At 69.8% G+C, this 25613-nt stretch carries 14 protein-coding genes; 10 read left to right on the plus strand and 4 right to left on the minus strand.

What is annotated here, in order from left to right; translation table 11 throughout:
* Positions 1-342 precede the first annotated feature (342 nt).
* From CEB94_RS35855 to CEB94_RS35870, 4 genes are read left to right on the plus strand one after another with little or no spacing between them, the layout of a single operon-like run.
* On the plus strand, positions 343-1971 hold the full coding sequence (locus tag CEB94_RS35855; RefSeq protein WP_246112018.1) for a TIGR02677 family protein: 1629 nt from the start codon (positions 343-345) through the stop codon (positions 1969-1971).
* Entirely contained in the window at positions 1971-3308 is a 1338-nt protein-coding gene (locus CEB94_RS35860; protein WP_175436108.1) for a TIGR02678 family protein, read from the plus strand. The genes CEB94_RS35855 and CEB94_RS35860 overlap by 1 nt, the downstream gene beginning before the upstream one ends.
* Complete coding sequence (locus CEB94_RS35865) at positions 3305-7522, plus strand: TIGR02680 family protein (protein WP_175436109.1); 4218 nt, start codon at positions 3305-3307, stop codon at positions 7520-7522. The genes CEB94_RS35860 and CEB94_RS35865 overlap by 4 nt, the downstream gene beginning before the upstream one ends.
* The gene (locus CEB94_RS35870; RefSeq protein ID WP_175436110.1) at positions 7519-8817 is read left to right on the plus strand and encodes a TIGR02679 family protein; all 1299 of its coding nucleotides are present in this window, start codon (positions 7519-7521) and stop codon (positions 8815-8817) included. The genes CEB94_RS35865 and CEB94_RS35870 overlap by 4 nt, the downstream gene beginning before the upstream one ends.
* A 193-nt stretch (positions 8818-9010) precedes the next feature.
* Here CEB94_RS35870 and CEB94_RS35875 read toward each other — a convergent pair whose 3' ends face one another.
* Positions 9011-10999, minus strand: coding sequence for an N-6 DNA methylase (locus tag CEB94_RS35875; protein WP_175436111.1), 1989 nt, complete (start codon positions 10997-10999; stop codon positions 9011-9013).
* A 164-nt stretch (positions 11000-11163) separates the two neighbouring features.
* On the opposite strand from CEB94_RS35875, the gene CEB94_RS35880 reads away from it, so the two are divergent.
* The 4 genes from CEB94_RS35880 to CEB94_RS35895 all read left to right on the plus strand — a co-directional run bounded on the left by CEB94_RS35880 (position 11164) and on the right by CEB94_RS35895 (position 21253).
* Positions 11164-12084: a serine/threonine-protein kinase gene (locus CEB94_RS35880; protein WP_246112019.1), complete on the plus strand. Its 921-nt coding sequence runs from the start codon at positions 11164-11166 to the stop codon at positions 12082-12084.
* 182 nt (positions 12085-12266) lie between these two features.
* Positions 12267-13529: a serine/threonine-protein kinase gene (locus tag CEB94_RS35885; RefSeq protein ID WP_175436113.1), complete on the plus strand. Its 1263-nt coding sequence runs from the start codon at positions 12267-12269 to the stop codon at positions 13527-13529.
* A gap of 159 nt (positions 13530-13688) precedes the next feature.
* Positions 13689-16934 carry a DISARM system SNF2-like helicase DrmD gene (drmD, locus tag CEB94_RS35890; protein ID WP_175436114.1) on the plus strand — a complete coding sequence of 1082 codons (3246 nt, stop codon included), beginning with the start codon at positions 13689-13691 and terminating at the stop codon, positions 16932-16934.
* On the plus strand, positions 16931-21253 hold the full coding sequence (locus CEB94_RS35895; protein WP_175436115.1) for an Eco57I restriction-modification methylase domain-containing protein: 4323 nt from the start codon (positions 16931-16933) through the stop codon (positions 21251-21253). Before drmD ends, CEB94_RS35895 begins: the two co-directional genes overlap by 4 nt.
* Positions 21254-21338: 85 nt before the next feature.
* On the opposite strand, the gene CEB94_RS35900 is transcribed toward CEB94_RS35895, so the two are convergent.
* On the minus strand, positions 21339-21545 hold the full coding sequence (locus CEB94_RS35900) for a DUF397 domain-containing protein (RefSeq protein ID WP_175436116.1): 207 nt from the start codon (positions 21543-21545) through the stop codon (positions 21339-21341).
* On the minus strand, positions 21542-22426 hold the full coding sequence (locus CEB94_RS35905) for a helix-turn-helix domain-containing protein (protein WP_175437309.1): 885 nt from the start codon (positions 22424-22426) through the stop codon (positions 21542-21544). The genes CEB94_RS35900 and CEB94_RS35905 overlap by 4 nt, the downstream gene beginning before the upstream one ends.
* Before the next feature lie 208 nt (positions 22427-22634).
* Here CEB94_RS35905 and CEB94_RS35910 point away from each other — a divergent pair, with 208 nt between their 5' ends.
* A complete protein-coding gene (locus CEB94_RS35910; protein WP_175436117.1) occupies positions 22635-23096 on the plus strand; it encodes an ATP-binding protein in 462 nt (153 codons plus the stop codon).
* 62 nt (positions 23097-23158) lie between these two features.
* Here CEB94_RS35910 and CEB94_RS35915 read toward each other — a convergent pair whose 3' ends face one another.
* On the minus strand, positions 23159-23527 hold the full coding sequence (locus tag CEB94_RS35915) for a hypothetical protein (protein ID WP_175436118.1): 369 nt from the start codon (positions 23525-23527) through the stop codon (positions 23159-23161).
* A gap of 517 nt (positions 23528-24044) precedes the next feature.
* On the opposite strand from CEB94_RS35915, the gene CEB94_RS35920 reads away from it, so the two are divergent.
* Positions 24045-25301, plus strand: coding sequence for a hypothetical protein (locus CEB94_RS35920; RefSeq protein WP_175436119.1), 1257 nt, complete (start codon positions 24045-24047; stop codon positions 25299-25301).
* The last annotated feature ends 312 nt before the right edge of the window (positions 25302-25613 follow it).

A 25613-nucleotide genomic window follows, 5' to 3' on the forward strand; every position in this document is an offset into this window, starting at 1 on the left:
ACCCCCGACTGAGGCTTGGCCGTCCGGCTATCGGGACTCCCGAATTGAACCGAGATTCCTCCGCAGCTTACCGCCGAGGCGGAAGAGGGCTGCGGCTATGCCGACGAAGGCCGGACTCGATGCCCTTTGCGGGCGATCCGATGTCGTTATGCCGGCGACGCCACAACAGCCCGCTTCGCACGCAAGCCCGGGCAGGGAGTGATGGACGGACTGCTTCGATCCAGCGGTATTGGAGCGGTGGTCTCCCCCTGTGCCTGGGAGCCATGCGCTTCGGCCCACGCAGCGGTGCAGGGCTCCGATACGTGAACAGCCGGTTTTTCGCAACACTCCTCCGGAGTGTCAGTGGCGGTCCGTACCCTCGACGGCATGGCCGGGAACGAGCAGAAAGTCCCACACGGGGAGGAAGCCGACGCCGAGGCCTGGCAGCGGCTGAGTGCCTATGCGTACCTCAGCGCGCCCGAGCGCCTGGAGTACATCGCGGTGATGCGGGTGTTCTGCGGCACGCTGCTCGCCGACCTGTCCGTATCCGACCTCCTGGCCAAGCTGGCCGAGAAGGATGCCCCGGGTGCGTCGCTGGACGCGGAAACGCTCACCCGCAGGCTCGAAGAGCTCGTACGTTGGGGCAATCTGCTGCGCAGCACGCACACCGTCAAAGCGACCAGCATCACCGAGTACCAGCGCTCACGGTCCCGCTACCAGCTGTCCAAGCTGGGGGAGCGCGTGCAGCGGAGCGCGGACGAGGTACTGGCCGGGGCGGACGCAGCACGCGAGGTGAGCAGCGAACTGCTGGTACTCGTCGACCGCGGACTGCGTGAGATCGCCGCCATGGCCGCGGCGCCGGGTGGTGCCGATCCGCAAAAGGCGCTGGAGCGGATCAGCACGCTCTTTGTGCAGTTCGCCGAATTCGCCGAGTCCGTCCGGGACTTCTACGCCTACCTGGGCCAGGTACTGGCGCGCTATGACCTCGACTCGGCCGAGTACCAGGGGTTCAAGGAACTGCTGCTCGACTACGTGGAGGCCATCACCGAGGACGTCTCCTTCCGGGCCCCGCGTATTGCCGCTCACCTGGACGTCGCCTGGCCGCACCTGCCCATGCTGCTCGCCCGCATCGACGCACACGCGGCGGGCATGGGAGCACTCGCCGACGGGCTGACCGAGACGCGGGTGCAGCGCAGCCGTGGACGGGACATCGCGGACTGGGAGGGGCTGCGCGAGTGGTTCACCGACACCGGAGGCCACTCCAGCCAGGTGGATCAGCTCCGGGACGCCACCCTGCGGGCCCTGCAGTCGCTGCTCGCCAACGCCAAGCGGATGCTGCGTTCGGCGTCCGGTGAGATGTCCCGTCGCAAGGACCTGCTGCGGCTCGCGGCCTGGTTCGACGCGGCGGAGCCGGAAGAGGCCCACGACCTGGCGGTCGCCGCCTTCGGGCTCTACGGCGCACGCCACTTGGGGGTGGCACCGGACCCCGACCGGTCCGTGCCGGCGTACGTGAGCTGGTGGACGGGACCTGTGGTGGACGTGCCGGTGGCGCTGCGCGAGCGCGGCAGCAGAACTCCGCGCGGACGGGCCGCGGCCGCCGAAGACCACTCCGAGCAGAAGCGCCACCTCATGGAGCAGGCGCGGCAGCAGGCCGAGGCCCGGCAGGCGGCCGCCGACGAACTGCGCAGCGCCTCCGGCAGGTTCGATCAGGTGCGCCTCAGCGCCCCGGCCATGCGACTGCTCCTGGAGCTCCTGACGACCGCCCTCGGCAACGCCCGGCTGAGCAAGGACGCCCGCGACTTCCTGCTCGACGGCGCGCAGGCGGACGACGTGGACCTCGGTATCCGACTGAACGCGTGGCGCACCCCCGGCCGGTCCACCGTCCTGCGGTCGGTGGAGGGCGACCTGACGGCGGACGATCTCACGCTGGCTGCCGAAAGCCCCGCCATCGAGAGCACCTCCGCACCGGCGATGGGGGAGGCGAGCGCCTGATGCCCCTGCCCTCCGCGCACGATGTCGCCCTCGCGGCCGAGCGCCGCACCGCTGCCCGGCTCCTGCTGGCCCACCCCCTGGTCACCAGCACCGGACCGCACAGCGACACCTTTCCACTGATCCGGCGCCACGCCGACTGGCTGGCCCAGCGTTTCCAGCAGGTGTTCGGATACCGCCTGCTGGTGGAGGCCTCCTACGCCCGGCTGTTCAAGGCGGGCCTCGGCCCGGGCTCGGGCCACCGTCTGGAACGACCCTCGACCGGAACGCCGTTCAGCCCGCGGACGTACGCCTATCTGGCCCTCGCGCTGTCCGTCCTCGTCACCGCACCGGAACAGCTCCTGCTTTCCCAACTCGTCGCCGACCTGAAGGCCGCGGCCGTCGACGCCGGCATCGAGATCGCCGACACCGGGCGGCAGGCCGAGCGGAGGACCCTCGCGGCCGCCCTGCGGCAACTAGTCGACTGGGGCGTTCTGGTCGAGACCGAGGGTCATGTCGGGGCCGTCGCCGAGGAGCGGGCCGGTGAGGCGTTGCTGACCGTGGACCGCGAGATCGCGCGAGCCGTGGTCGCCGGCCCCCTCGCCCAGAGCCGCGACGGCGCGGACCTCGTGCGCCGCGCCGCCGACCCCGGTTTCGGCGGGCCACGTACATACGTGCGCAGACGTCTCGTCGAAACCCCCGTCGTCCACCTCGACGACCTCACGGACGCCGAGCGCGAATGGCTGCGCACCCGGCAGCGACGCGAGGCTCAGGCGTTCTCCGAACTGCTCGGCCTGGAAGCCGAGATCCGCGCCGAGGGGATCGCCCTGGTCGACACTGCTGACGAACTCACCGACCTGCACCTGCCGGGCACAGGCACGGTGGCTCAAGCCGCGCTGCTCCTCGTGGAGCGGCTGGTCGCCCGACTGCGTCCCGAAGACCCGGGCCACCCGGCGATCGGCGGACGACTGGTCATCGGCGTACCCGTCCCGGACGGGCTGCTCCCCGACCTGCTCGACGAACTGATCGAGGAGTACGGCAGGCGCGCCAACTGGCAGCGCGGCCACCTGGAGGACCGGGACGGATTCCTCGCGGCCGTACTCGACCTCCTCGGCCGGATGCGGCTGATGGCTCCCGCCGGGCCCGTGCGCGCGGACGGCCACTGCCTGCCTGAGGGATACGAGCAGACGGTGGCCGACGGGCGCTCCGTCACCGATGTCTCTCAGGCGCGGGGCCAGGACCGTCCGGACGGAAGCTGGATTCTGCTTGCCGCAGCCGCCCGGTACGCCACCACGGTGGCGGTCAGGCCCCGTACCGACCGGTCCCCAGCGGACGATGTCTCCGAGGAGTCGACCCGATGAACCGCCCGCCGACCCTGCACCGCTACCGACTGCACCGCGCGGGCATCCGGAACGTCTGGCAGTACGACGAGCAGGAGTTCGCCTTCGGCGAGGGCCGCCTGCTGCTGCGCGGCAAGAACGGCGCCGGCAAGTCCAAGGCCCTGGAGATGCTGCTGCCCTACCTCCTCGACGGCGACGCCCGTGCGCTGGACGCCACGGGAACCGGACGCACCACGCTGGTCTGGCTGATGCTCGACGGTTTCGAGCAGACCAACCGGCTGGGCTATCTGTGGCTGGAGTTCGTGCGGACGGACGAGCACGGGAACGACCACCACCTGACCATCGGCGCGGCCATCCGCGGGTCCCAGTCGACCAAGACGGCGAAGCCGTTCTTCTTCACCACTCGACTGCGAATCGGTGAGGACCTCGGCCTTGCCCCCGCCGGGCGCCCCCTTCCCGTCGACCAGCTCAAGTCGCTCGTCGGCTCGGAGAACGTCACCGACCGCGCCGTCGAACACCGGGCCAGGGTGGCCCGCGAACTGTTCGGCCTCACCGACCCGGCGCGCTACCGCAACCTGCTCCACCTACTGCACCGTCTGCGCCGTCCCACCATCGGTGACCGCATCGACTCGGGCGGACTGGTCTCGGTCCTCGCCGAAACCCTGCCCGCCCTCGACGACGAGGTCGTGGAGAAGGTGGCCCGCAATCTGGACGACCTGGACTCCGTGAGGGCCTACCTCGGACGCCTCGAACGCACCGACCAGGCGCTGCGCACCTTCCTCACCAACTACCGCGGCTACCTGCACAGCGCCCTGCGCCGCCGCACGGATCAGGTGACCGGTGAGCTGGAGCAACTGATGGAGCACCGCAGGTCCGCGGGTGACGCGGCGCGCAGGGCGGAGGGGCTCCGCGAGCGCGAGCAGGAACTCGACGCCCGCATCGAAACCCTCACGAGCGAGTCAAGTGCCGCCGAGACGGACCTGGCCGCCCTGCACGCCAGCACCGGATACCGCAGCCTGCAGGAACTCGGAGAGAAACGCACCACGGTCACCGCCCTGCACAGCGCGGCTGCCACCGCCTTCAAGGCCGTCCGCCAGGCGCACAGCAACCAGGAGGAGGCGGGGCGGCGTCTCACCGCCGAGGCCCGACGACTCGGTGGAGAGCTGGTCGAGCTGGGCACCACGCACGGCGAGTTGGTGCGCGAAGCCGAGCGGTCCGGGATCGACCCCGTGCACCTGGGGGAGCCCGTGGCGACACCCGTCGCACCGGTCACGCCCGCCACCACAGCCGAACTGACCGCACCCGACGGCGACTTCCACCTGGTACGACTCAGCCAGGTGCTGGCGGTCGACACCGAGACATGCACGACCGCGCTGCAGGCATGGGACGCCCGACTCGACGTCGCGCAGCCGGTGATCAGGAACCGCGTCAGGTTCGTCACGGAACTAGGCGCTCTCATCGAGCGGTCGAGTGAGGCTCAGAGGCAGGCGGACGAGGCCGACGCCGCCCGTGAACGTCTGGAGGAACAGGCGGACCATGCGCGGTCCCGGGCCGACGGTCGCCGACAGGAAACCGCGCGTGAGTCGGAGGTGTACGCCATCGCGGTCAGAGACTGGAGCGAGCGGCTGCGGACTTCCACAGGGGCGCCCCTGGACACCGTGTACGCCCTTGTCGCGCAGGACCCGGCCGACGGTCCGCTGCCCGCGCAAACCCCCGACGAGGTGGCCGAAGCAGCCCGGTCGGCCGTCGACCCGTGGTTGGCGGAACTGGGCGCGGAGCGCGACGACGTCGCCCTGGCCGTCCGCGAACTGGAGGCAGAACAGGTCCGCCTCCGGCGACGGCGCGAGGAATGGGATCGCCGCACCGACCCCGAGCCCCCGCCCCCGCCCCACCGCACGGCCCCCCGCGTGTCCGGCACCGGAGCGCCCCTGTACCGGCTGGTGGACTTCGCCCACGACCTGGAGCCGGACGCGCGGGCAGGCCTGGAGGCCGCGCTGGAAGCGAGCGGCCTGCTCGACGCCTGGGTGCGCGCAGACGGCGCGGTCCTCGACCCGACCACCCATGACACCCTCCTGGTCCCGGGAGCACCTGTGACCGGGCTGACGCTCGCTCGGGTGTTGCGGGCGGTTGCCGCCCCCGACAGTGGAGTGACGGCGGAGCGAATCGAGCGCGTACTCGGGGCGGTGGCTCTGGCCGGGGCCGGGGCCGGGGTCCACGCCGGCGATGCCGGCCGGGTGGACGAGGCGACAGAGGCGGGGCCGCATACCGTGATCGGTACCGACGGCTCCTGGAGGCTCGGCATCGCCCACGGCCGCCACACCAAGGAGGCCGCCGAGTACGTCGGCGCGGAGGTACGTGCGGAGACACGCCGTCGGGCGCTGGCGGAACTCGACCGAGGACTGGCCGACCTGGGATGCGAGTTGGCGGAACGCCGGCATGGTCTGCGGCACCTCACAGAGCACCGCGACCGGATCGGCGACACCCTGCGCCGTCCGCCCCCGGCACGTGGGCTGACGGACGCGTGGGCTCGCACGACCGAGGCTGAGCGCACCGCAGAATCCCTCGCCTCGCAGGCGTCCGCGGCCGCCCGCGAAGCGGAGCAGGCACGTGCCCGCGCGGTCGCCGCCCGGCGCGAGACGGAGGCGACGGCGAGTGCCCAGGACCTCCCGGCGGACCCGGCCGCACTGGAAACGGTCCGTCTGGCCCTGGACCGCCTCGGGCAGGGTACGCAGCGGCTTCGTCGGCGCGTGCGCACGATCCTGTCCGCGGCCGACGACCACCGCGGCGGCCGGACGGACTACGAGCGCGCCGAGTCTGCCCGCCGGGATGCCGAGTCGGACTACGCCGAGCCGCTCGGACGCTTGGAGACCGCCCGCCGAACGGTCCAGGCCATGGAAGAGGCCCTCGGAGCCACGGAGCAGGAGATCCTCGCCCGGGAGGCCGCGGCGACGCGCCGTCTGGAGGCCGTGGGGCGCCAACTCCCGCACACGCGAAGGGACCTGGCCGAGGTGCACGACCTGCGCGTACGGGCGGAAGAGGACGAGAGGGTGCAGCGCGAGACACTCGCCGGCCAGGAAGCCGAGGTGCTGGCTTGCGGCAGGAGGCTGCGTACGGCCCTCTCACTGCCGGGCGTGCTGAGAGGAGCGGGTCTCGACACCGACGCGGACGACGGTGCCCTGAAGTCCCCGGACCCCGTCCACCACGAGGTGCGGGAACGCATCGCAGCGCTGCGTCTGCTGGGAGACGCCGTGCGTCGCGGCCTGGACGCCGAACGCCGTGACATCTCGGACACCACCCTCCTCAACTGTCACACCGACCTGCGCGACCAGCTCTCCGGCGGCTACGACGCGACGATCGAGGAACACGACGGCATCAAGCTGTGCCGACTCGTCGACGACCACGGCCCGCACGACATCGCTGTGGTCGGCGAGCGCATCGCGGCCGAGGCCGCCGAGGCTCGTGACCGTCTGACGGAGCGCGAACGCGAGGTCTTCCAGCGCTTCCTGACGGGAGAGCTGGGTGACCACCTGTCCTCGCAGGTGCTGGCCGCAGGCGCCCTGGTCGCCGCCCTCAACAGCACCCTCGCCACGGTTCGTACCTCACACGGCCTGGGCGTCACCCTCGACTGGAAGCTGGCGGACGGTGTCGAAGCCGACGTCAAGGCGGCCGTCGACCTCCTGCGCAGCCCCTCCGGGCTGCGCACCCGTGAGCAGTCCGAGCAACTCCGCGACGTCCTCCAGCGCCGTATCGAGGACGCCCGCCGCGCCGACCCGGCCGCCGGCTATGCCGCCCACCTGCGCACCGCCCTGGACTACCGCGGCTGGTTCGCCTTCACCCCCTGGGTGGTGAACGACGCGGCACCGGGCAGCCGCCGTAAACTCTCCGGCCGCACCGGTCTGAGCCAAGGCGAACAGCGGGTCCTCTCCTACCTGGTCCTCTTCGCCGCGGCGGCAGCCCACTTCACCAGTCTCGCCGACACCGCCCCGCAAACACCCCGCCTGATTCTCCTCGATGACGCGTTCGCCAAGGTGGACGAGCCCACGCACGCCCGCCTCGGCCGCATTCTGGTCGACCTCGACCTCGACTTCGTTCTCACCAGCGAGCGACTGATCGGCAACTGGCCCGACGTACCGTCCCTCCACATCTACGAGTGCCTGCGGGACCCGCATGTGCGGGGTGTGGCCACGCTCCACTACACGTGGAACGGGCGACAGCGGAGGCTGATGTCGGTATGACGGGACGTGAAAGTGCCGACGAACAACCTCCGGCCACCGAAACCCTCGCGTTTCTCACCCGGCCGGGCCTCACCCGTCTCTGGACGGCGGCACGGACCCGGCTCGAACGCAACGGCCTCCAACCGGCCGGAAGCATCAGACTGGAGCACCTGGACGCACAGGAGCGCGAGGCACTGTCCCTCCTCTTGGCTCGACCGATCACCGACACCACCACCACGATCCGCCTGCCGGACCTGGACACCCGCCTGCGCACCAGCGCGGTCGGACGGGGCCTGGCCTCCACACTGGAGGAACTGGGGCCGTCCCTGACCAACCGCCGGGCGGTCCGCGACGCGGCGGCGGCCGAACGAGCCCGCGTGTGGTCAGCGGCTCAGACGGAGGTGGAAGTCACGTCTCTGTCGGCCCAGCCCTGGACAGCACAGTGGCTGCAGGAGATACGACGCGGCGGCACACTCGCCCGCCAGGATCCGAACACCGCGGCGACCGTCATCACCCAGGCCGTCCGGACACTGGCGATGCTCTTCCCCGGCACGGCCCCACGCTCCAGGGCGGCCACCTGGGGCCGCGGCGAACTGGCCACCCGCGCCACCGGCTCGGCCCACGGCCTGGACGACGGCACGCTGCTGTCCCGGCTGGTCCTCCGCGGCATCGCGCTGGCGCACGGTGTCCAGCTCCCCGCAGATGCGCCCGCGCGCCGGGCCCTGTGGCGCACGGCCTCGGTCACCCCGGACGAGGTGTCCAGCACGGTGCTCACATACGCCCTGCGCCCCACCGGCGGCACGTGGCGGGAGGCGGCCCTGCGCGAGCGAGCCGACCACCACATGGAAACTCATGTGACCCTGCGCGAGCTACGCACACTGAGGCCAAAGATGCCGCCTGGCACCCACGTCCACGTCTGCGAGAACCCACACGTGGTCGAAGCCGCGGCCGACACCGGCCGTACGGCGCCCATGGTCTGCACGTCCGGGAGCGCGACGACGGTCGTTCTCACCCTCCTGGACGTGTTGGCGGCGTCCGGTTGCACCTTCGCCTACCACGGTGACTTCGACTGGCCCGGCATCACGCTGGCCAACCGGATCATGCATCGGTACGGAGCCGAGCCGTGGCGTATGCGAGCGGCCGACTACGAGTACCTCGCGACCCGCACGCAGGTGCGCGGCACACCGCAGATCGCCCTCACCGGACCGTCGGCCGAGGCCGTGTGGGACGCGGAACTGGCACCCGCCATGAATGCCCTGGGGATCGCCCTGCATGAGGAGGCCGCGCTCGATCTGCTGCTGGAGGACCTCGGGTGACGGTTCACCGCATGGTGGACTGACACGGTCGAACCACCCCTGCCGGCTGGGCCATGACTTCAGTGACTCACCCGGCTGGGCCGGCTTTCTGAGACCGTTGCTCCGCCCTGATGCTGGAAGGAGCGGTCGTCCTGCGGACAGCCCCGGGGGAAGCCGGAACGGTGGTGTGGATCGCCGACCGGGCAGGAGGCGATCAGGTGGTCAGCCCGCCTGCCGCCAGTCGATCACTCATGTCGCTCACCAACCCCTTGCCCGCGCTGTCACTTGCGGTGAGCAGCTCTTCGAAGGCCCGCAGACGACGAAACGTCTCGGCGTACACCGTCTGCCTCTCCAGAGGAAGTTGGAGTACCTGGAGACGTCGGATGTCGACCCTCGACGAGCTGGAGGCATGGGTGCCTGCCTGGCGCCCGTTGGCCGGCGCGCACAGACAGCCGGCGAGGAAGTGGGCGTCCAGCTTCTCCGCATCCACCCGCAGGATGTAGAGCTGAGGGCCCAAGGCCGTCGGCGGTCCTTCGTGGACCCACGCCTTGAAGGCTCGAGCCACTCCGGCGACCACGACGTCGCCCTCCTCGGCGACGGCTGGGGCCGAGCCGGTGGGGACCACCCCGCTGGGAGTGCCGTCGTGGAGAAGGTCGGCGATGGTGAGGAGCGGAACGGCGGCCCCGCGAGCCGTTGCGGCCGGGTCCGGCTGCTGCTGGCCGGCGCGCAGTGTCAGCGCTCCGGCCTTGACGAGGTCCCCCACCGTCGTTGTGGTCTGTGAAGTCCCGGCCTCGAAGTCGAGCGCGGACAGACGCTGCGCATGATCGGCCAGATCGGTCAGCAATGACCCGAACCCGTCCCACTTGCCAGCGAGTTCCTTACGGGACGGCTCGGCCGCCGCCGCTGCGTAGCGCCCCGGAGTGACGTCCACCTCGTCGTCGAGAAGGTCGAGCAGGGGGACACGCACGGCGCCCTGCGGAGGCTCCTGGTCCACTTGGTCGAGGGCCGCCATCGCGGTGAGTACGAACGAACCGAGGCCGTCCCAGTCGGGGCTCGGTTCGCGCGTTCCCGACCTCGCGAAACGTGTGGCGTCCACCAGGAGGGCGTTCTGGCTCGGGGGAGCGGCCGCGGGGCCGCCGTCCGGCGCCGTGCGGAGGATCCACAATTGCAGTGACACGCTGTGCGGTTGTGCGCTGCCAGGGGGCAGGGACACGACTGCGCGGAGCGCTCCGGTGCGCAGCAGCGAGCCGCGGATACGGCGGCCCGCCTTGCGTGACGCGACGGCCGGCGGAAGGACGACCACGGCGGTCCCGCCCGGCTTGAGGTGGGAGAGCAGGTGCTGCACCCAGGCCAGTTCGGGCTCGGTGCGAGGGGGCAGGCCGTGCGTCCAGCGCTGGTCGGTGGCGAGCTCCTCGTAGCCCCAGTCGCGTTCGTTGAAGGGGGGGTTGCACAGTGCGATATCGACTTTCGCTCCGGCGAAGGGGTCGTCTCGCAGTGTGTCGGCGGTGGCGATCCGAGTCCGGATGCCGCGGTCCTCCGCGAGGAAATCGAGACGGCCGGCCGTCAACGCGGCCAGCGCCGGGTCCCTTTCGCACGCGAGTACCTCCAGCCCGGGGCTGTCGTACTCCTGTACGGCAGCGGCGGCCAGGTGTCCTGTACCGCACGCCGGATCGAGGAGGGTCAGTCCGCCCTGTGCCGGGCCGAGGCGGACGGCCAGGGCGATCCGAGCCATCAGGGCGGCGAGCTGCGGCGGTGTGGTACTGAGCTGTCGGACATGGGTTTCCAGCCACCGTTGCAGCAGGAACTCGAAGGTCTCGCGTGGTCCCTCTTCCCGCCCCACCCTCGCCGCTTCGGCCACCAGGTCACGGGCTTGCGGGGAGAGCTCGGGATGGGCGATCCGTGCCCTGGAGGAACGCATCCGACGAGCCGCCTCGGCGATGGCCAGCCCCGACTCGTTACGGCTGCCCAGCGCCTCGAAGCGCGGCCAGAGGAGTTCCCGGCCGCCGATGTCTGCGAGCTTGCCGTTGTCCCGCAGCCACTGCTCGACCTCGGCCAGCGAGAACTGCGGACTGACGTCGGTGCCCCCGATGCGGGTGGGGAAGGAGTCGTGGCGGCGGCGCCAGTTGCTCACGGCGGCTCGCCCGACGCCGGCGATCCGGGCGATCTCGGCCAGGCTGACGGGGACGGCGTCATGGGCACTCATGGTTCAGTCTCCGAGGTACTTGGCGGCATGCTGGTCGGCGTTCCCGGCGGCCGTTCATACGGGGCAGGCTACTACCCTCATTGACTTTGTTCACAGCGTGTACGTTCCATCTGGTTGTGCAGGGAATGTGGAGGTCGTTAGATATGTGGAGTCTCGCGCCGGGAATGGTGATCCATGACCGCTATCGGCTGGAGTCCGTGCTGGGTCGGGGAGTGATGGGGCAGGTGTGGCAGGGCCGCGACCTGCCTCTTGACCGGCCCGTCGCAGTGAAGACCGTCGTTACGGAACTGCTGGCCGTGGCGAGCAGCCGCGACGCCGCACTCACGCGGTTCGGCAGGGAGGCGCGGGCGGCCGCGCGCCTCGACCACGCGAACGTCGCCGCGGTCTTCGACGCCTCGATCACGGACGACACGTGCTGTCTGGTGATGGAGCTGATCGACGGCACCACACTTGAGTACCTCTTCGACCAGCAGGAGGACGGCCGGTTCGACGTCTTTTCTGCTGCCGCCGTCGCGGCCCAGCTGTGCGCGGGGCTGTCCGCGGTCCACGCCGCCGACCTGGTACATCGCGACCTCAAGACGCAGAACGTCATGGTCCGCCGCGACGGCGTCGTGAAGATCCTCGACTTCGGCCTGGTCAAGCTGCTCAGTGACACCGACCCGCGGCTCACCATGACCGGCGAGGGCGTCGGCAACCTCATCTGCGCCTCTCCCGAGCTGCTGGCAGGCCGGGACCGCATCGACGGCCGCAGCGACCTGTACGCCGTGGGCTGCCTGCTGCACCACATGCTCACCGGGGAGACGCCCTTCTCCACGGATCAGCCGGCGCTTCTGGCCTCCCACCATCTCGCGTCGCCCGCGCCCCTCGTCGCGGACGCGGGCGTACGCGTGCCCGGGGATCTCCAGAACCTGATCACGGCCCTGCTCGCCAAGAGGCCGGACGACCGTCCCGCGTCGGCGGCCGAGGTCTACGCCGCCCTGGCTCCCCACCTGCCGGAGCCGGATCCCGGGCTGGCAGTCAGGCGGACTCCGCCCGAGGACCCGCGCCGCCCCTTCCTGGTCCCCCAGGGCCCGATGCCCCTATAACGACAGTGTCACCAGGTTCCGGCGAGGGCGCTCCGATCGTTGTAGGCCGCACTTTTTGGTCACGTGCGGCACAGGAGTCTCGTGACCGGTGACACAATGGCCCGGTCGGCAGGGGTGCCGTGAGGCTCCCGGCCGCGGGAGGCGGCGGGCACGGCAGGCGCCGGAACTGGGGGCGGGGTGCGATGCGGCGGAGGCTTGGACGGTACGAGCTGACGCACGAACTGGGCCGGGGCGGGATGGGCGTCGTCTGGGCGGCCCACGACCGCGACCATGATCGCGAGGTCGCCGTCAAACTCCTCGCGACCCGCGGCCACGGTGCCGAACCGAGCACGCTGGAGCGCCGGTTCCTGCGCGAGATACGCCTGACCGGTCGCCTGCGGCACCCGGGCGTCCCCGCCGTCCACGACCACGGCAACCACGAGGGCGAGTTGTATCTGGTCATGGATCTCGTCCCGGGCCGGGCCCTGGACGCCGTCCTCAAGAACGACGGCCCCCTGCGCGTCGAGGAGGCGGCGGACGTGGCCCGCCGCGCGTCCGAGGTGCTGTCCTACGCCCACGGTCAGGGGGTCGTGCATCGCGACCTGAAGCCGTCGAACCTGATGCTGACCCCCGACGGGGAGATCAAGGTCCTGGACTTCGGGGTCGCGGCGGCTCTGGAGCCCCAGCCCGGCGAGACCCGTTTCACCGCAGCCAACGCCACTCCCGGCACGGTCGTCTACATGGCGCCCGAACAGGCCGTCGGACGGACCGTGCCCGCGAGCGACCTGTACTCGCTGGGCTGCGTCCTGTACGAACTGCTCACCGGTAAGCCCCCCTTCACCGACGGCAGTCCCTTCATGCTGTACCACCGGCACGCCAACGACCCCGTCCCGCCGCTCGCCGACCGTCGCCCCGGCGTACCGGACGGCCTGCGCATGCTGGTCGAGCGGCTGCTGGAGAAGAAGCCCGAGGACCGGCCCGCCTCCGCCGAGGAGGTGGCCGCCCTGCTCGCCGCCTGGGCGCCCCGACCGGCTCCCGCCGCCGGGACCACGTCCGCTCACCCGCGGCTGGCCGAGCTGGCCGCCCTGCGCCGTGCGGGACATCCCGCCCGCGCCCTGGAGGAGTACCACGAGCTGATGGCCGCCCCCGGCCTGGACCGCGCGGGCATGCTCGCCGCCCGGGCCGGAGCCGCCCTGTGCGCGGGGGCGCTCGGCCGCACCCGCGAGGCCCTGGACGAACTGAAGTCCGTCCTCGCCGAACAGCGCAGCCTGCTCGGGCCGGGCCACCCCGCAGTGCTGGACACCCGCTACGAGATTGCCGTCCTGCTGATCCGCACCGGGGAACGGCACGCCGCCGAGGAGCTGCTGCGCCGTCTCGCCGACGAGGAGGAGACGGTCCTGCCCGAGTCCGACGCCGGGCACGGACGGAGCCGGAAGCTGCTGGAGCGGCTGCGCCGCATGGGCTGAGGGCGGCCGTGATCCGAACACCGACTCAAAGATTTGTAATCTCTGTTCACAGGTGACGGCTCGTGTTAGCCTGCCGTCACGTCGTTTCCGGAGGGGAGACAGGACACGGGACACTGTCTACGGACGACGGCAGGTGAACACCGAGGGGAAACAGCGCCCATGACGCCAGCAGCTCAGCGCGAGACCGAGCGGACGGGGGCGCAGCCGCTCCCCGAAGAGGGGAATCTGGTCGAGGTGCGCGGCCAGTCCTGGGTGGTCGCCCGCGTCGAGCCGTCCCCGGCCGCCCCCGACGGCGAGGAGAACCGGCGCCCCGCGACTCTGGTCCACCTCCAGTCCGTCGCCGACGGCCGCTTCGGCGACACCCTCTCCGTGATCTGGGAGGTCGAGCCCGGCCGCCGCGTCCTGCCCGCCGGCTCCCTGCCCGACGCCTCCACGGGCTCCTACGACTCCCCGAACCGCCTCGCCGCGTTCCTCGACGCCGTCCGCTGGTCCGCCGTCGCCTCCGCCGACGGCAGGACCCTCCAGGCCCCGTTCCGCTCCGGCGTCGCCGTCGAGCCGTACCAGCTGGAGCCGGTCTCCCGGGCGGTCGGCGCACCCCGCGTCAACCTCCTCCTCGCCGACGACGTCGGCCTCGGCAAGACCATCGAGGCCGGCCTCGTCGTGCAGGAACTCATGTTGCGCGGCCGGGCCCGCCGCACCATGGTCGTCTGCCCCGCCGGCCTCACCCTCAAGTGGCGCGACGAGATGGCCGAGAAGTTCGGCCTGGAGTTCACCATCGTCGACTCCGAGCACTGCGCCCGCCTGCGCCGCACCCACGGCACCGCCGCCAACCCCTTCCGGGTGCACCCGCTGACCATCGTCTCCCTGCCCTGGCTGCGCGGCCAGAAGGCCCAGCGCCTCCTCGACGAGGTCATCGGCGCCCCCGAGGAGAGCACGGACGGCGAGCACAAGCGCTTCTTCGACCTGCTGGTCCTCGACGAGGCGCACCACGTCGCGCCCGCCGCCCCCAAGCAGGTGTACGCGGTCGACTCCCAGCAGACCAAGCTGATCCGGCGCCTCGTCCCGCACTTCGAGCACCGGCTCTTCCTCTCCGCGACCCCGCACAACGGTTATCCCGAGTCGTACACGGCGCTCCTCGAACTCATCGACGACCAGCGCTTTGCACGCGGCGTCGACCCCGACAAGGAAGCCCTCAGGGACACGGTCGTACGACGCCTGAAGTCGTCCATCACGGAACGGGACGGCGTGACCCGCCGCTTCCGGAACCGCCGGATGCACGACCTCTCCGTCGACTACACCCAGCAGGAACGTGAAATCCACCAACTGCTCAGCTCCTTCGCCGAGTTGCGCCGCAGAAAGCTGACCCCGAAGGCCCGGGGCGGCCGCCGCGCCGCCGACCTGGTGACCCTGCTGCTGAAGAAGCGGCTGTTCTCCTCCCCGGCGGCCTTCCTCCACACCGTCCAGGTCTACCTCTCCCACCTGGAGGACACCGGCCCCGCGCGCGGCCGTACGGCAGCCGCCGAAGTCCCCGAGTGGCTGGAGGAGTTCGCCGACCTCGTCGCCGACCTCGACGACACGGGACTGGTCGACGCCGAGGACGACGCCCTTACCCGCTCCACCTCGCTCACCCCGGCGGAGGACGGCCAGGAACTGGACCTGCTCCAGGAGATGGAGCGCTGGGCCCTCACCCACGAGGCCGCGCCCGACTCCAAGGCCGAGGCGCTGATCGCCGAACTCAAGGCCGTCTGCCGGCCCGACGGCAAGAAGTGGACCAACGAACGGGTCGTGGTCTTCACCGAGTACCGCGACACCCAGAAGTGGCTCCACGACCTCCTCCAACAGGAGGAACTCACCGACGGGGGCCGCGTCGAGCGCCTGCACGGCGGCCTGTCCGCCGAGGAGCGCGAGCGCATCCGCCTCGGCTTCCAAACCGATCCGTCCCGCGCGGAGGGCAGGGTCCGCATCCTCCTGGCCACCGACGCCGCCGGCGAGGGCATCGACCTCCAGAACCACTGCCACCGCCTGATCAACTACGACATCCCCTTCAACCCCAACAAGCTCGAACAGCGCATCGGCCGTATCGACCGCTGGGGTCAGAAGCACGACCCGGAAATCACCCACTTCATCGGCTCCGGCTGGCAGCAGGCGCAGGCCGGCTCGTACGAGGCCGACCTGGAGTTCCTCTCCCGGGTCGCCAAGAAGGTCGCGCGTATGGAGCACGACCTCGGCTCCGTCAACGCCGTCCTCGCCGACGCCGTCCAGCGCCGGATGACCGGCGACACCGCACCGGTCGACATCGAGAACGCCAAGCCCAAGCCGATCAAAGGCCGCCGCACGGGCGGCGAGGTCGCCCCGGAGCAGAACGTCACCGCGCAGACGAAGCGGCTCGCCGACCAGTACGACGAGACGGTGAGCGCGCTCGGCCTCACCCCGGGCAACGTCAAGCGCGTCGTGGACACCGCGCTGGCGCTGGACAACCAGCCGCCGCTGCTGCCGTCCACGCTGCGGGCGGAGGACTTCGAGCCGGGCGACCTCTTCGACGTGCAGCCCCTGTCCGGCAGTTGGGAGCGGGCCACCCGCGGTCTCGCGCACAAGCTCCGCGAGGGCGAGCAACGCCCGCTCACCTTCTCCCCGGCGGTGGCCGCCCAGGGCAGGGACGACGTGGTCCTCGCCCACCTCAAGCACCCGCTCGTCGCCCTCTCCACGCGCCTGCTGACCGCCGCCGTCTGGAACGCGGACCTGATCGACCTCCACCGCGTCACCGCCGTCGTCTCCGACGACCCCGCCGTGACCACGACCCTCGTCTCCGCCTACGCCCGGTATGTCCTCGTCGGCACCGACGGCACCCGCCTGCACGAGGAAGTGCTGTACTCGGGCGGCTGGTTCGGCGACACCGGACGCTTCCGCCGCTGGGAGTCGGTGAACGAACAGGGCAGGGTCCTCTCCCACGCACTCACCGAGGGCATCGAGGCGGCCCTGCACCTGCGCAAGGAACTCACCGAGGCCTGGCCGAAACTCCGCGACCCGCTCTACCGGTCCCTGGAGGCCCGCGCCGGCGAACTCGGCCGCCAGCTGGAGAGCAGACTCGCCGACCGCCGGGCGGAGGAGGAACGCCGTATCACCGCGACCCTCGACCGCTTCGAGGCCACCCTGCGCGCCAAGCTCAAGGAGGAGGGCGAAGGGGAGGGCGAACAGCTCGCGCTGCTGTCCACCCACGAGCTGACCGGCCACGAGCGCCGCCAGTTCGAGGACGACCGCCGCCGCTGGCAGGAACGCCTCGAAGGGCTCCCCGCCGAACGCGAACGCGAACTCGCCGCCATCGCCGCCCGCTACCGCGAGCCCCGCTCCCACCTCTTCCCCGCCGCCGTCGTCTTCGTGATCCCCGCAAAGGAAGCCCGCCGATGAGCCCCCGCCGCCCCATGAGCGCCGGAGTAGCCGCAGCCAAGGCCCAGGCCGCCGACGGCCGCCGGCAGCACCAGGAGTGGCTCGACCTCACCGAGGTCTCCGGCCCCTTCCTGACCATGCCCGTCCTCCTGCGCGCCTGGCCCCAGCTCGACGCCCTGGAGGAGGACGAGCGCGCCCGCCTCCGCGCCCGCCACGCCGACTGGCAGACGGACACGACGGCGGGCCGCGACGAGTGGGTGGCCTACGTGCTCGGCCGCCTGCTGTGCTGGGACGACGCGTTGGCGTTCCGCCAGGGCGACTCCGAGCACCACGGCCTCGACCGCCTCACCCTGCGCGTCGCGGAGCACAACACTGAGGTGCGGCCCGACTTCGCGCTGGTCGAACCGGACACGGACCTCGCGGTCGAACCGGACGCGGAGTCCGCCGCCAAGCGCGTACGCCTGCTCGGCATGACGGTCCCGTCCGGCACGGCGCCCACGGCCCGCGTCGGCGGTGGCGGCGACTGGTCCGCGGCCCCCGCCGACCGCCTGGCCCGCCTCCTGCGCCACCACGGCGTACCGCTCGGCCTGGTCACCGACGGCCGCTGGTGGTGCCTGGTCTGGGCCCCGCTCGGCGGCGTCACGACCACGGCCGTCTTCGACTCCATCGGCTGGAACGAGCGGGCCGAGCGCAACGTCGTCCGCGCGTTCGTGTCCCTGCTGCGCCGCCGCCGATTCTTCGAGTACGACGACGCCGAGACGCTGGTCGGCCTGCTGAAGGCGAGCGTCGCGGCGGGCGAGGACGTCACCGAGGCGCTGGGCGTCCAGGTCCGCCAGGCCGTCGAACTCCTCGTGGACGCCATAGGGCGCGCCGATGTGCGGGCGGTCGAGCACGGGGCGCCGGGCCTGCACGCGTCCGGTGTCAGCGCGGGTGAGGTCTACCGCGGCGCGGTCGCGGTCATGATGCGCGTCGTCTTCCTGCTGTTCGCGGAGGAGCGGGGTCTGCTCCCGGCGGACAACGAGGTGTACGCCCGCTCCTACTCCGCCCGCTTCCTGCGCGACGAGCTGAAGGCGCGGGCGGACGAGGAGGGCGAGACGTCGCTGGAGCACACGACGTCCGCGTGGCACCGCCTGATCGCCCTCTTCCACGCCGTACATGGGGGAGTGGACCACCCGGGTTCGGGCTTCCACCTCCCGGCCTACGACGGCTCGATCTTCGACCCCGACAAGTACCCGTGGCTGGAGCGCACCACCCCGCTCCTCCCCATCGACGACCGCACGGTCCTGCACATGCTCCAGGCGGTCCAGGAGGTCCGCGTCGGCAAGGGCAAGGACCGCGAGGTCCGCACGCTCAGCTTCCGCGCGCTGGACGTCGAGCAGATCGGTTACGTGTACGAGGGTCTGCTGTCCTTCGACGGGCGCCGGGCGACTGAGCACATGGTGGGGCTGATCGGCCCCGAGGGCCTGGAACACGAGGTCACCCTGCGGGAGTTGGAGGCGCTGGCGGCGAAGGCCGGCGGTTCCGTGAAGACCCTCGCCACGTCCATCCACGAGAAGTGGAAGGACCCGAAGCCCCCGGCGACGGCTGGCCAGTTGGAGAAGAAGCTCGCCCCGCTGGGCACGGAGGACGCGGCGGAGGCCCGGCGCCGGCTGAACGCGGTGACGAAGGACCCGGCGCTGACGGAGCGGCTGCTGCCGTTCGTCGGCATCCTCCGTGACGACCTGCGGGGCCTGCCGACGGTCATCCCGAACGGCGCGCTGTACGTCACGGAGTCCTCCCTGAGGAAGAACACGGGCACGCACTACACGCCCCGCTTCCTGGCGGAGGAGGTCGTGCTGCACGCGCTGGAGCCGCTGGTGTACGAGCCCGGCCCGCTCCAGACGGCGGATACGGGGGAGTGGCGCCTGAAGTCGGCGGACCAGATCCTCGACCTGAAGGTCGCGGACATCGCGATGGGCTCGGCGGCGTTCCTGGTCGCGGCCTGCCGTTACCTGGGTGACCGCCTGATCGAGGCGTGGGAGTCCGAGGGCCGCGCGGACGCGATGGCGTACCGGGCGGGCCGGGCCGTGGACGCCCTGACGGCGGCGGACGCGGAGCAGGACCCGGTGGTCGTCGAGGCGCGACGCCAGATCATCGAGCACTGCCTGTACGGCGTCGACATCAACCCGATGGCCGTGGAGATGGCCAAGCTGTCGCTGTGGCTGGTGTCGATGGACCCGGGGCGGCCGTTCACGTTCCTGGACGACCGGTTGGTGGCGGGCGACTCGCTGCTGGGCGTGCACGACATGGAGCAGATCCAGTCGGTGCACATGAAGCCAGACCAGCAGACCGACATCCTGGCCGAGCAGGCCCGGCAGCTGGTGGACCAGCTGACGCGGGAGCGGTTGGCCATCACAGCCATCAAGGGCGTGGACTTGCCGGCGCTCCAGGAGAAGCGGGAGCGGCTGGAGGAGGTCAACCGGCATTCGCGGCGACTGCGGTTGGTGGGGGACCTCATCGCGGGGGCCGCGCTGGCTACTTGTGCTTCGGGGCGGGTGCCTTGGTACGAGGAGGAGGGCGGGGAGCGGGTGCGGGATCTGTTCCCGCGCGCTGCGTGGATCGTGCAGCGGATCATGGAGGACGGGGTTGAGGACGACTCCGAGGTGGTGCGGGCGGCCCGGGCTACGGCGGAGGAGTGGCTGGGGGCGGAGCTGCCGGAGGGGGCCTTGGAGCGGCGGCCGGTGCATTGGCCGTTGGTGTTTCCGGAGGTGTTTTCGCGCGGGGGCGGGTTCGACGCGATTGTGGGTAACCCGCCGTTCTTGGGTGGCCAGAAACTCACTGGCGCAATGGGTGACGCATACCGGGAGTACATGGTCGACTACCTGGCGGGCGGCAAGCGAGGGAGTGCCGACCTGGTAGCGTATTTCGAACTGCGGGCGCATGAGCTGCTGAACGGAAGCGGGCAGACGGGACTCATCGCCACCAATACCCTGGCCCAGGGAGACACACGTGAGGTTGGGCTCGACCAGCTTGACCTTGCTGGGGTGGTGATCCGGCGGGCAATCAAGAGTGCTCCGTGGCCGTCAAGTTCAGCAGTGCTGGAGTACTGCGCGGTGTGGACTAGTGGAGCGGTGATTGCTGATAACGCGACGTGCGTGTTGGGGAAGTCCGTTGCACCTAAGGGAATCTCAACCTCGCTAACTCCGGCTACGCGGGAACGATTTTGGGGTGAGCCTCTTTTGAGTAATGGAGGCCTTTGCTTTCAGGGCTCAATCGTTCTTGGGCTTGGGTTCACTATGCCCGAGAGTGAAGCCCATGCTTGGATTGAGCAGGATCAACGTTATGGAGAAATCCTGTTCCCCTATCTCAACGGTCAAGATGTGAACGGTCATCCGGAGCATGGAACAGTGCGATGGGTGATTAACTTTCACGACTGGTCGGAGAGTCGCGCAGGGGAGTATGCGTTGGCTTACGGCAAGGTTCTGCGTGACGTGAAACCAGAACGGTTGAAAGTTAAGTTTAGCAAGTCGGCACGTGAGCAGTGGTGGCTTTACGAACGAAGGCGACCGGAGTTGTATCAGCGGCTCGCGGTGAATGAGCGTTGCATCGTCATGACGCGACACACTCATACGGTAATGCCGGTAATGGTTCCTACGGGCCCAGTGTTCAGCGAGGCCACGGTTGTCTTTGCTTCCAATAGCTATGAGCTCTTGGCTTTGCTGAGTAGTGCTCCTCACTATTGGTGGGCAATCGATCGCGCCTCCACTATGAAAGGTGACCTTCGCTATACTCCAACTGACGTTTTTGAGACCCTTGCGCGCCCTCCGTTCACCTCTCGTCTTCGTGTTGCTGGGATCCATCTCGACGCCTATCGTCGCGAATTGATGAGATCGCGCAATGTTGGCCTCACTGAGATTTACAACTTGTTTCATAGAAGCGACTGTCAGGACGGGGATGTTGTCGAACTTCGCCAAATTCATAAAGAGGTCGACGTTGCCGCCATCGAGGCGTACGGCTGGCATGACCTACTGGACAACGATGGGGAGACAGCACCCGTTCATCCGACCCACGAGACCTACCCGCTCGACCACAGCTTCCACGAGACCGACCAAGGCACCCGTTACACCATCGGCCTCCTCGCCCGAACCGAGATCATCGACCGCTTGCGCCAGCTGAACCACCAGGCATACGCCGACGAGGTTCACCTCGGCTTGCATAAGGGCGTGACGGAGAAGAAGGCGAGGGAGAAGTATCCCGACCTGCCCCCGCCGTCGCCCGAGGCCATTCGGAAGCGAAAGGAGCAGCTTGCCGCGCGAGGTGGGTCGGATTTCGGAGAGGGCGCTGAGGGCGCCCTGTTCTGAGCCGTCGGCATGACAACGGGCTCGCTCACGTCACCCCAAGTGACGTGAGCGAGCCCGTTGTTCCGCTCAGAAGCCGTACTCGGCCCTACTCCACCGCGAGCGCCACGAACGCCGCCCACTCGCCCCGGCCGATCCGCAGCATCGGCCCGCCACCCACAACCTTCGAGTCCCGTACGTACACGGCGCCCATGCCGGCGGCCACCTCCACGCAGTCGCCGCCGTCCGATCCGCTGTAGCTGCTCTTGAACCAGTGCAGCCCGTCCACGTGCTCGGCCATCCGCTCCACGCTCATGTCTCTCCAACCATCCGTTCGATGAGTCGCGCAGACTCCTCGACGTTCAAGGCCTGCGATCGCAGCTTGCCATACCGCAAGGCGAAGGCACTGACCTCGGCGGGCTCTGAGACGATGCACCCAACGCCTTGGGACTCGAAGTACCCAAGTTGCTTGTGCTCGTGCGTCTCCACCACCACAAACGGGCCGTTCTTGCCCGGGTGGAAGCCCCGCCGAACGGGCATGACTTGGACTTCCACGTTCCGCAACGCGGCCACCTCCAGTACCCGTTGCCACTGTGCACGCATCACCTCCGGGCTGCCCACCGGATCGCGCAATGCCTCCTCGCTGATGATGAAGGACAACTCGGCGAGCGGCACTCGCGTGAGCAGCTTCTGCCGACTCAGTCGCGCTTCCGTGTGCTGGTCGATGATCTCCTCGCTGAGCGGCGGACAGTGCCCGGCGAACACCGCCCTCGCATACGCCTCCGTCTGCAACAGCCCGGGTACCAGCAGCGGATCGTACGAGAAGCGGCTCACCGCCTCCGCCTCGAAGAGCGCGAAGTTCCTCAAGAACCTCGGCAACTTCGCCCGATCCACCTCTCCCTGGAGTGCCTCCAAAACCCCGCCAGCCTCCAGCGCCCGCTCCGCCGCCGCCGTGAACGCGACCTTCGCCGGCCGCCGCCCCTGCTCGACTGAGGCCACCTGCTCCAGGGAGTAGCCGATCGCGTCCCCGAGTTGCTGCTGGTTCAGCCCGGCCCGCTTGCGCAGGTACTGCAACAGCACCCCGTACGCCGACCACTCGCCCGGCACATCGGGCCCCTCGTCCTTCGTCTTCGCGCCCCGCCTCGTCCGCGTGTCCCGTACGTCCCGTACCGTCCTCACAGTCCCACGCCCTTCCATCCTGCTCCGCGCCCCGCCCACGGCCGCGCTCGCCACCGGTCCATGTCCAACGCGACGCGCGGCGACCGGGACACGCGCCGGACCCGTACAACGCCCGTACAAGCCCCGTACAACCAACCCCGCAGCACGCCGCCCACTCCGTACGACAAGGACGACGTACGGCCGTCGTACCTGGTCAGCAGGCCGTCCACCCCACCACGCTGGCACTGTGACCCACCATCAGCTCACCGACGAGGCAAAGCCGCCTCACGCTCCCACCCGCCAACTGACCCTGCGCTTCAGCGGCACCAGACGCGGCGCCCGCCTCGCCCGCCGGCTCGCCGTCCAGCAGCTCACCGAGTGGACGGGCCTCTCGTACGACTCCGACCCGGCCCGCGCCGTCGCCCTCGTCACCGCCGAGCTGGCGTCGAACGCGGTCCGCCACGGCAGCCTCCCCGGTCGGGACTTCCGCCTGACGCTGCTGCTCCTGCCCCACGGCTTCCGAATCGAGGTGACGGACACTCGCCCCGAGCGCCTCCCGCCGCCCGTGCCCTCGCAGCCCGCCGACGGGACCTCAGGCCGCGGACTGCTTCTCGTCCAGGCGTACGCGGACCGGTGGGGATACATGGTTCGCGACACGTACACGAAGATGGTCTGGGTGGAGGTGCAGCTCCGCACTACGGCCTCATGACGCCTACCCCTCGTCGGGGAAAGGCCCAGCGAAAGCCGCCGCACCACCGACGAAGCAGACCCTCAGTGATCGGCGTAGTGTTCCGCCAGCTTCTCGATCTCCCGGGTCCACAGCAATACGTCGTCGCCCGGCCGCTTGTACGGTGCCCGCCGGGCCAGCTTGAAGAACCCACCGGACGGCCAGCCACTGTCCTTCAGCACCACGAGTGCCGACAGCAGGGGCAGCGATCCGTCCGGGCTTTCCCTGACCGAGGCGTCCTCCAACAGGTAAGGCATAGGGCCCTCGTGGGCGGGGACGTGATGACCGAGTCGTGCCAGTTCGCTGCTCAGATCACCGTACGGAATAGGCGCCGCGCCCTGACGTGCCCGCGAACGCAGGATCTCGATCACGGCGTCCAGCGCCTGCTCGTACTCAAGAGTGCCCTTCTGCATGTGCCCCTCCCGACCTCGGATTCCGACGACTGTCGAACCTATGCCACCGATGGTGGGAGCGCTGTTCGAACGCGCTTATTGAACATGCTTGGCCTTGTGAACTGAGTGCATGGGTCCCATACTGATGGCGATCAACCGCCGCCCGCCCTCTCGGCGGGCAGGCGCGCATGGCCGGGGGAATGCGTGAACAGGTGGGCGCGGCCAGGCAGCGTGTGCGCTTCCAGTTCCGCAGCGTTGGCACCGGTGGTCGGGCGCCACGACGCAGCAGACCAGGAAGACTGGGTCGTGCCCGAGTTGCTGCCAGCCCGACGACGGGCCGGCTCGAACATGCCCCGAACCATGAGGAACTGGTGTCTGCCCGGACGCCGACTCCACGTCGGCGCAAGGGAAGCACGCCCTGCCCTACCCGGGCCGGTGCCTCGCCCTCCCGTCATCGGAAGACCTCGGCCGTGCCCGGCGATCGCCGCACGCACTTCCGACCACCCACAACTGCGACAAGCGACTTCAGGAGCGGGCGATGGACAACGAGATCCAGCTGATCAGTGACGATGACGGACTGATGGTCATCGGGAACGCGGCGGATGTCGACCGCTTCCTCATCTCGGAGGGGCTGTCGTCGTCGAAGGCTCTCGGACCGCAATGGCTCAAGTCCGTCTTCGGCGCAGGGGCCGCGGTCGCGCAGGCAGGTTCGGAGTTCGCCGCGGAATCCGGTAGCTGGGTAAAGCTGACTCCGAAGTCGGCACAGCTCGTCAAGAAGTACGGGCTGAGGGAAAGCGCGAAGACCGGTTTCAGCACGGGCGTGGTGAAGGGGCAGAAGGGCCAGATCAGGGGATTCGTGGAGTTCGTGAAGGGACCCCGATCGTTTCTGACCAACCCGGCGAATCTCGCCAATGCCGCGAAGCTCATGTCGCAGGTCGCGATGCAACAGAGCATGGACGAGATCACCGACTATCTCGCCGCGATCGACGCGAAGGTCGAGGACGTGTTGCGCGCCCAGAAGGACACTGTGCTGTCCCGCATGATCGGAGTGGGCATCGTCATCGACGAGACCATGACCATCCGCGAGGCGAGGGGCAGGGTCGACGAGACCATGTGGTCGAAGGTGCAGGACGCGCCGACGGCGATCGCGGAGACCCAGGTGTACGCCTTGCGTCAACTCGACGCGGTCGCGGAAAAGATGGATCGGCAGTCCAAGATCGGTGATCTCGCCGTGACGGTCAGGGAAGCCGAGTCCCCGGTTCGGGAGTGGCTCGCCGTTCTGGCTCGCTGCTTCCAACTGCAGGACGCGATCGCCGTGCTCGAACTCGACCGGGTGCTGGACGCGTCCCCGGAGGAATTGGACGGTCATCGCCTTGGACTGAAGGCTGCCCGGCAGGACCGGCAGGAACTCATCTCGCGGAGCACCGAGCGTCTGGTGGCGCGGATGGACGCGGTCGCCGGCACGGCCAACGCGAAGGTGCTGCTGCACCCGGCCAAGTCCCCGGCTGCGGTCCAGTCGAGCAACCAAGTCGCGATCGGCGTCCATGACTTCCACGAGAGGCTCGGGATCGAGTCCGGTCGCCGGTCGTCGGAGGCGAGACGATGGGTGGACGCGGCCGCCGAGGTGAGGGACAAGGCGCTCGAGACAGGAGCGAAGGGCGTCGACGCCGCCAGAAGCCGCGGCAAGGTGACCCTCGACCGGGCCAGCTCGGCAAAGGAAAAAGTCGTCGGCGGGATCGCCGAGCGAGCGCGCCGTCGGCGTGGGAGCGAGGTGGAAGGGGACGGGCAAGGCTGAGTGAGCGCCGAACGAGGCGAGTTGGCGGCACGTCCTCGGCAGTCCGTGAGTGCAGGACCGAGGTCAGCGCTGGCGGCTGAAAGCAGCAGCACCGGATCCGGCCTGTGCAGCGTATCGGATCACCGTAGGGGCGCTTCGATGAGTTCCGCCGCATCGTGGTCGTGTGTCGCCCGGCGCGGTCATCCAAGCACTTCCAGAAGAGGGCGCGACACGATCGCTGAGAGTGTGAGGGGCCCCCTGCCCTACCGCGCGAGCTCGTCGGTTGACTCGTTCCATGAACGAACCCGCCAGGTCGATGACCTAGATCCATGG

Source organism: Streptomyces hawaiiensis (assembly GCF_004803895.1).
GTDB classification, from domain to species: domain Bacteria; phylum Actinomycetota; class Actinomycetes; order Streptomycetales; family Streptomycetaceae; genus Streptomyces; species Streptomyces hawaiiensis.

Excerpts from the sequence above, each read along its gene's own strand:
- CEB94_RS35920 (WP_175436119.1), top strand. The coding sequence starts at position 24,045 with ATGGACAACGAGATCCAGCTGATCAGTGACGATGACGGACTGATGGTC.
- CEB94_RS35860 (WP_175436108.1), top strand. The coding sequence starts at position 1,971 with ATGCCCCTGCCCTCCGCGCACGATGTCGCCCTCGCGGCCGAGCGCCGC.
- CEB94_RS35880 (WP_246112019.1), top strand. The coding sequence starts at position 11,164 with ATGGTGATCCATGACCGCTATCGGCTGGAGTCCGTGCTGGGTCGGGGA.
- CEB94_RS35870 (WP_175436110.1), top strand. The coding sequence starts at position 7,519 with ATGACGGGACGTGAAAGTGCCGACGAACAACCTCCGGCCACCGAAACC.
- CEB94_RS35900 (WP_175436116.1), bottom strand. The coding sequence starts at position 21,545 with ATGAGCGTGGAGCGGATGGCCGAGCACGTGGACGGGCTGCACTGGTTC.
- CEB94_RS35895 (WP_175436115.1), top strand. The coding sequence starts at position 16,931 with ATGAGCCCCCGCCGCCCCATGAGCGCCGGAGTAGCCGCAGCCAAGGCC.
- CEB94_RS35865 (WP_175436109.1), top strand. The coding sequence starts at position 3,305 with ATGAACCGCCCGCCGACCCTGCACCGCTACCGACTGCACCGCGCGGGC.
- CEB94_RS35915 (WP_175436118.1), bottom strand. The coding sequence starts at position 23,527 with ATGCAGAAGGGCACTCTTGAGTACGAGCAGGCGCTGGACGCCGTGATC.
- CEB94_RS35905 (WP_175437309.1), bottom strand. The coding sequence starts at position 22,426 with ATGGAAGGGCGTGGGACTGTGAGGACGGTACGGGACGTACGGGACACG.
- CEB94_RS35885 (WP_175436113.1), top strand. The coding sequence starts at position 12,267 with ATGCGGCGGAGGCTTGGACGGTACGAGCTGACGCACGAACTGGGCCGG.
- CEB94_RS35875 (WP_175436111.1), bottom strand. The coding sequence starts at position 10,999 with ATGAGTGCCCATGACGCCGTCCCCGTCAGCCTGGCCGAGATCGCCCGG.
- drmD (WP_175436114.1), top strand. The coding sequence starts at position 13,689 with ATGACGCCAGCAGCTCAGCGCGAGACCGAGCGGACGGGGGCGCAGCCG.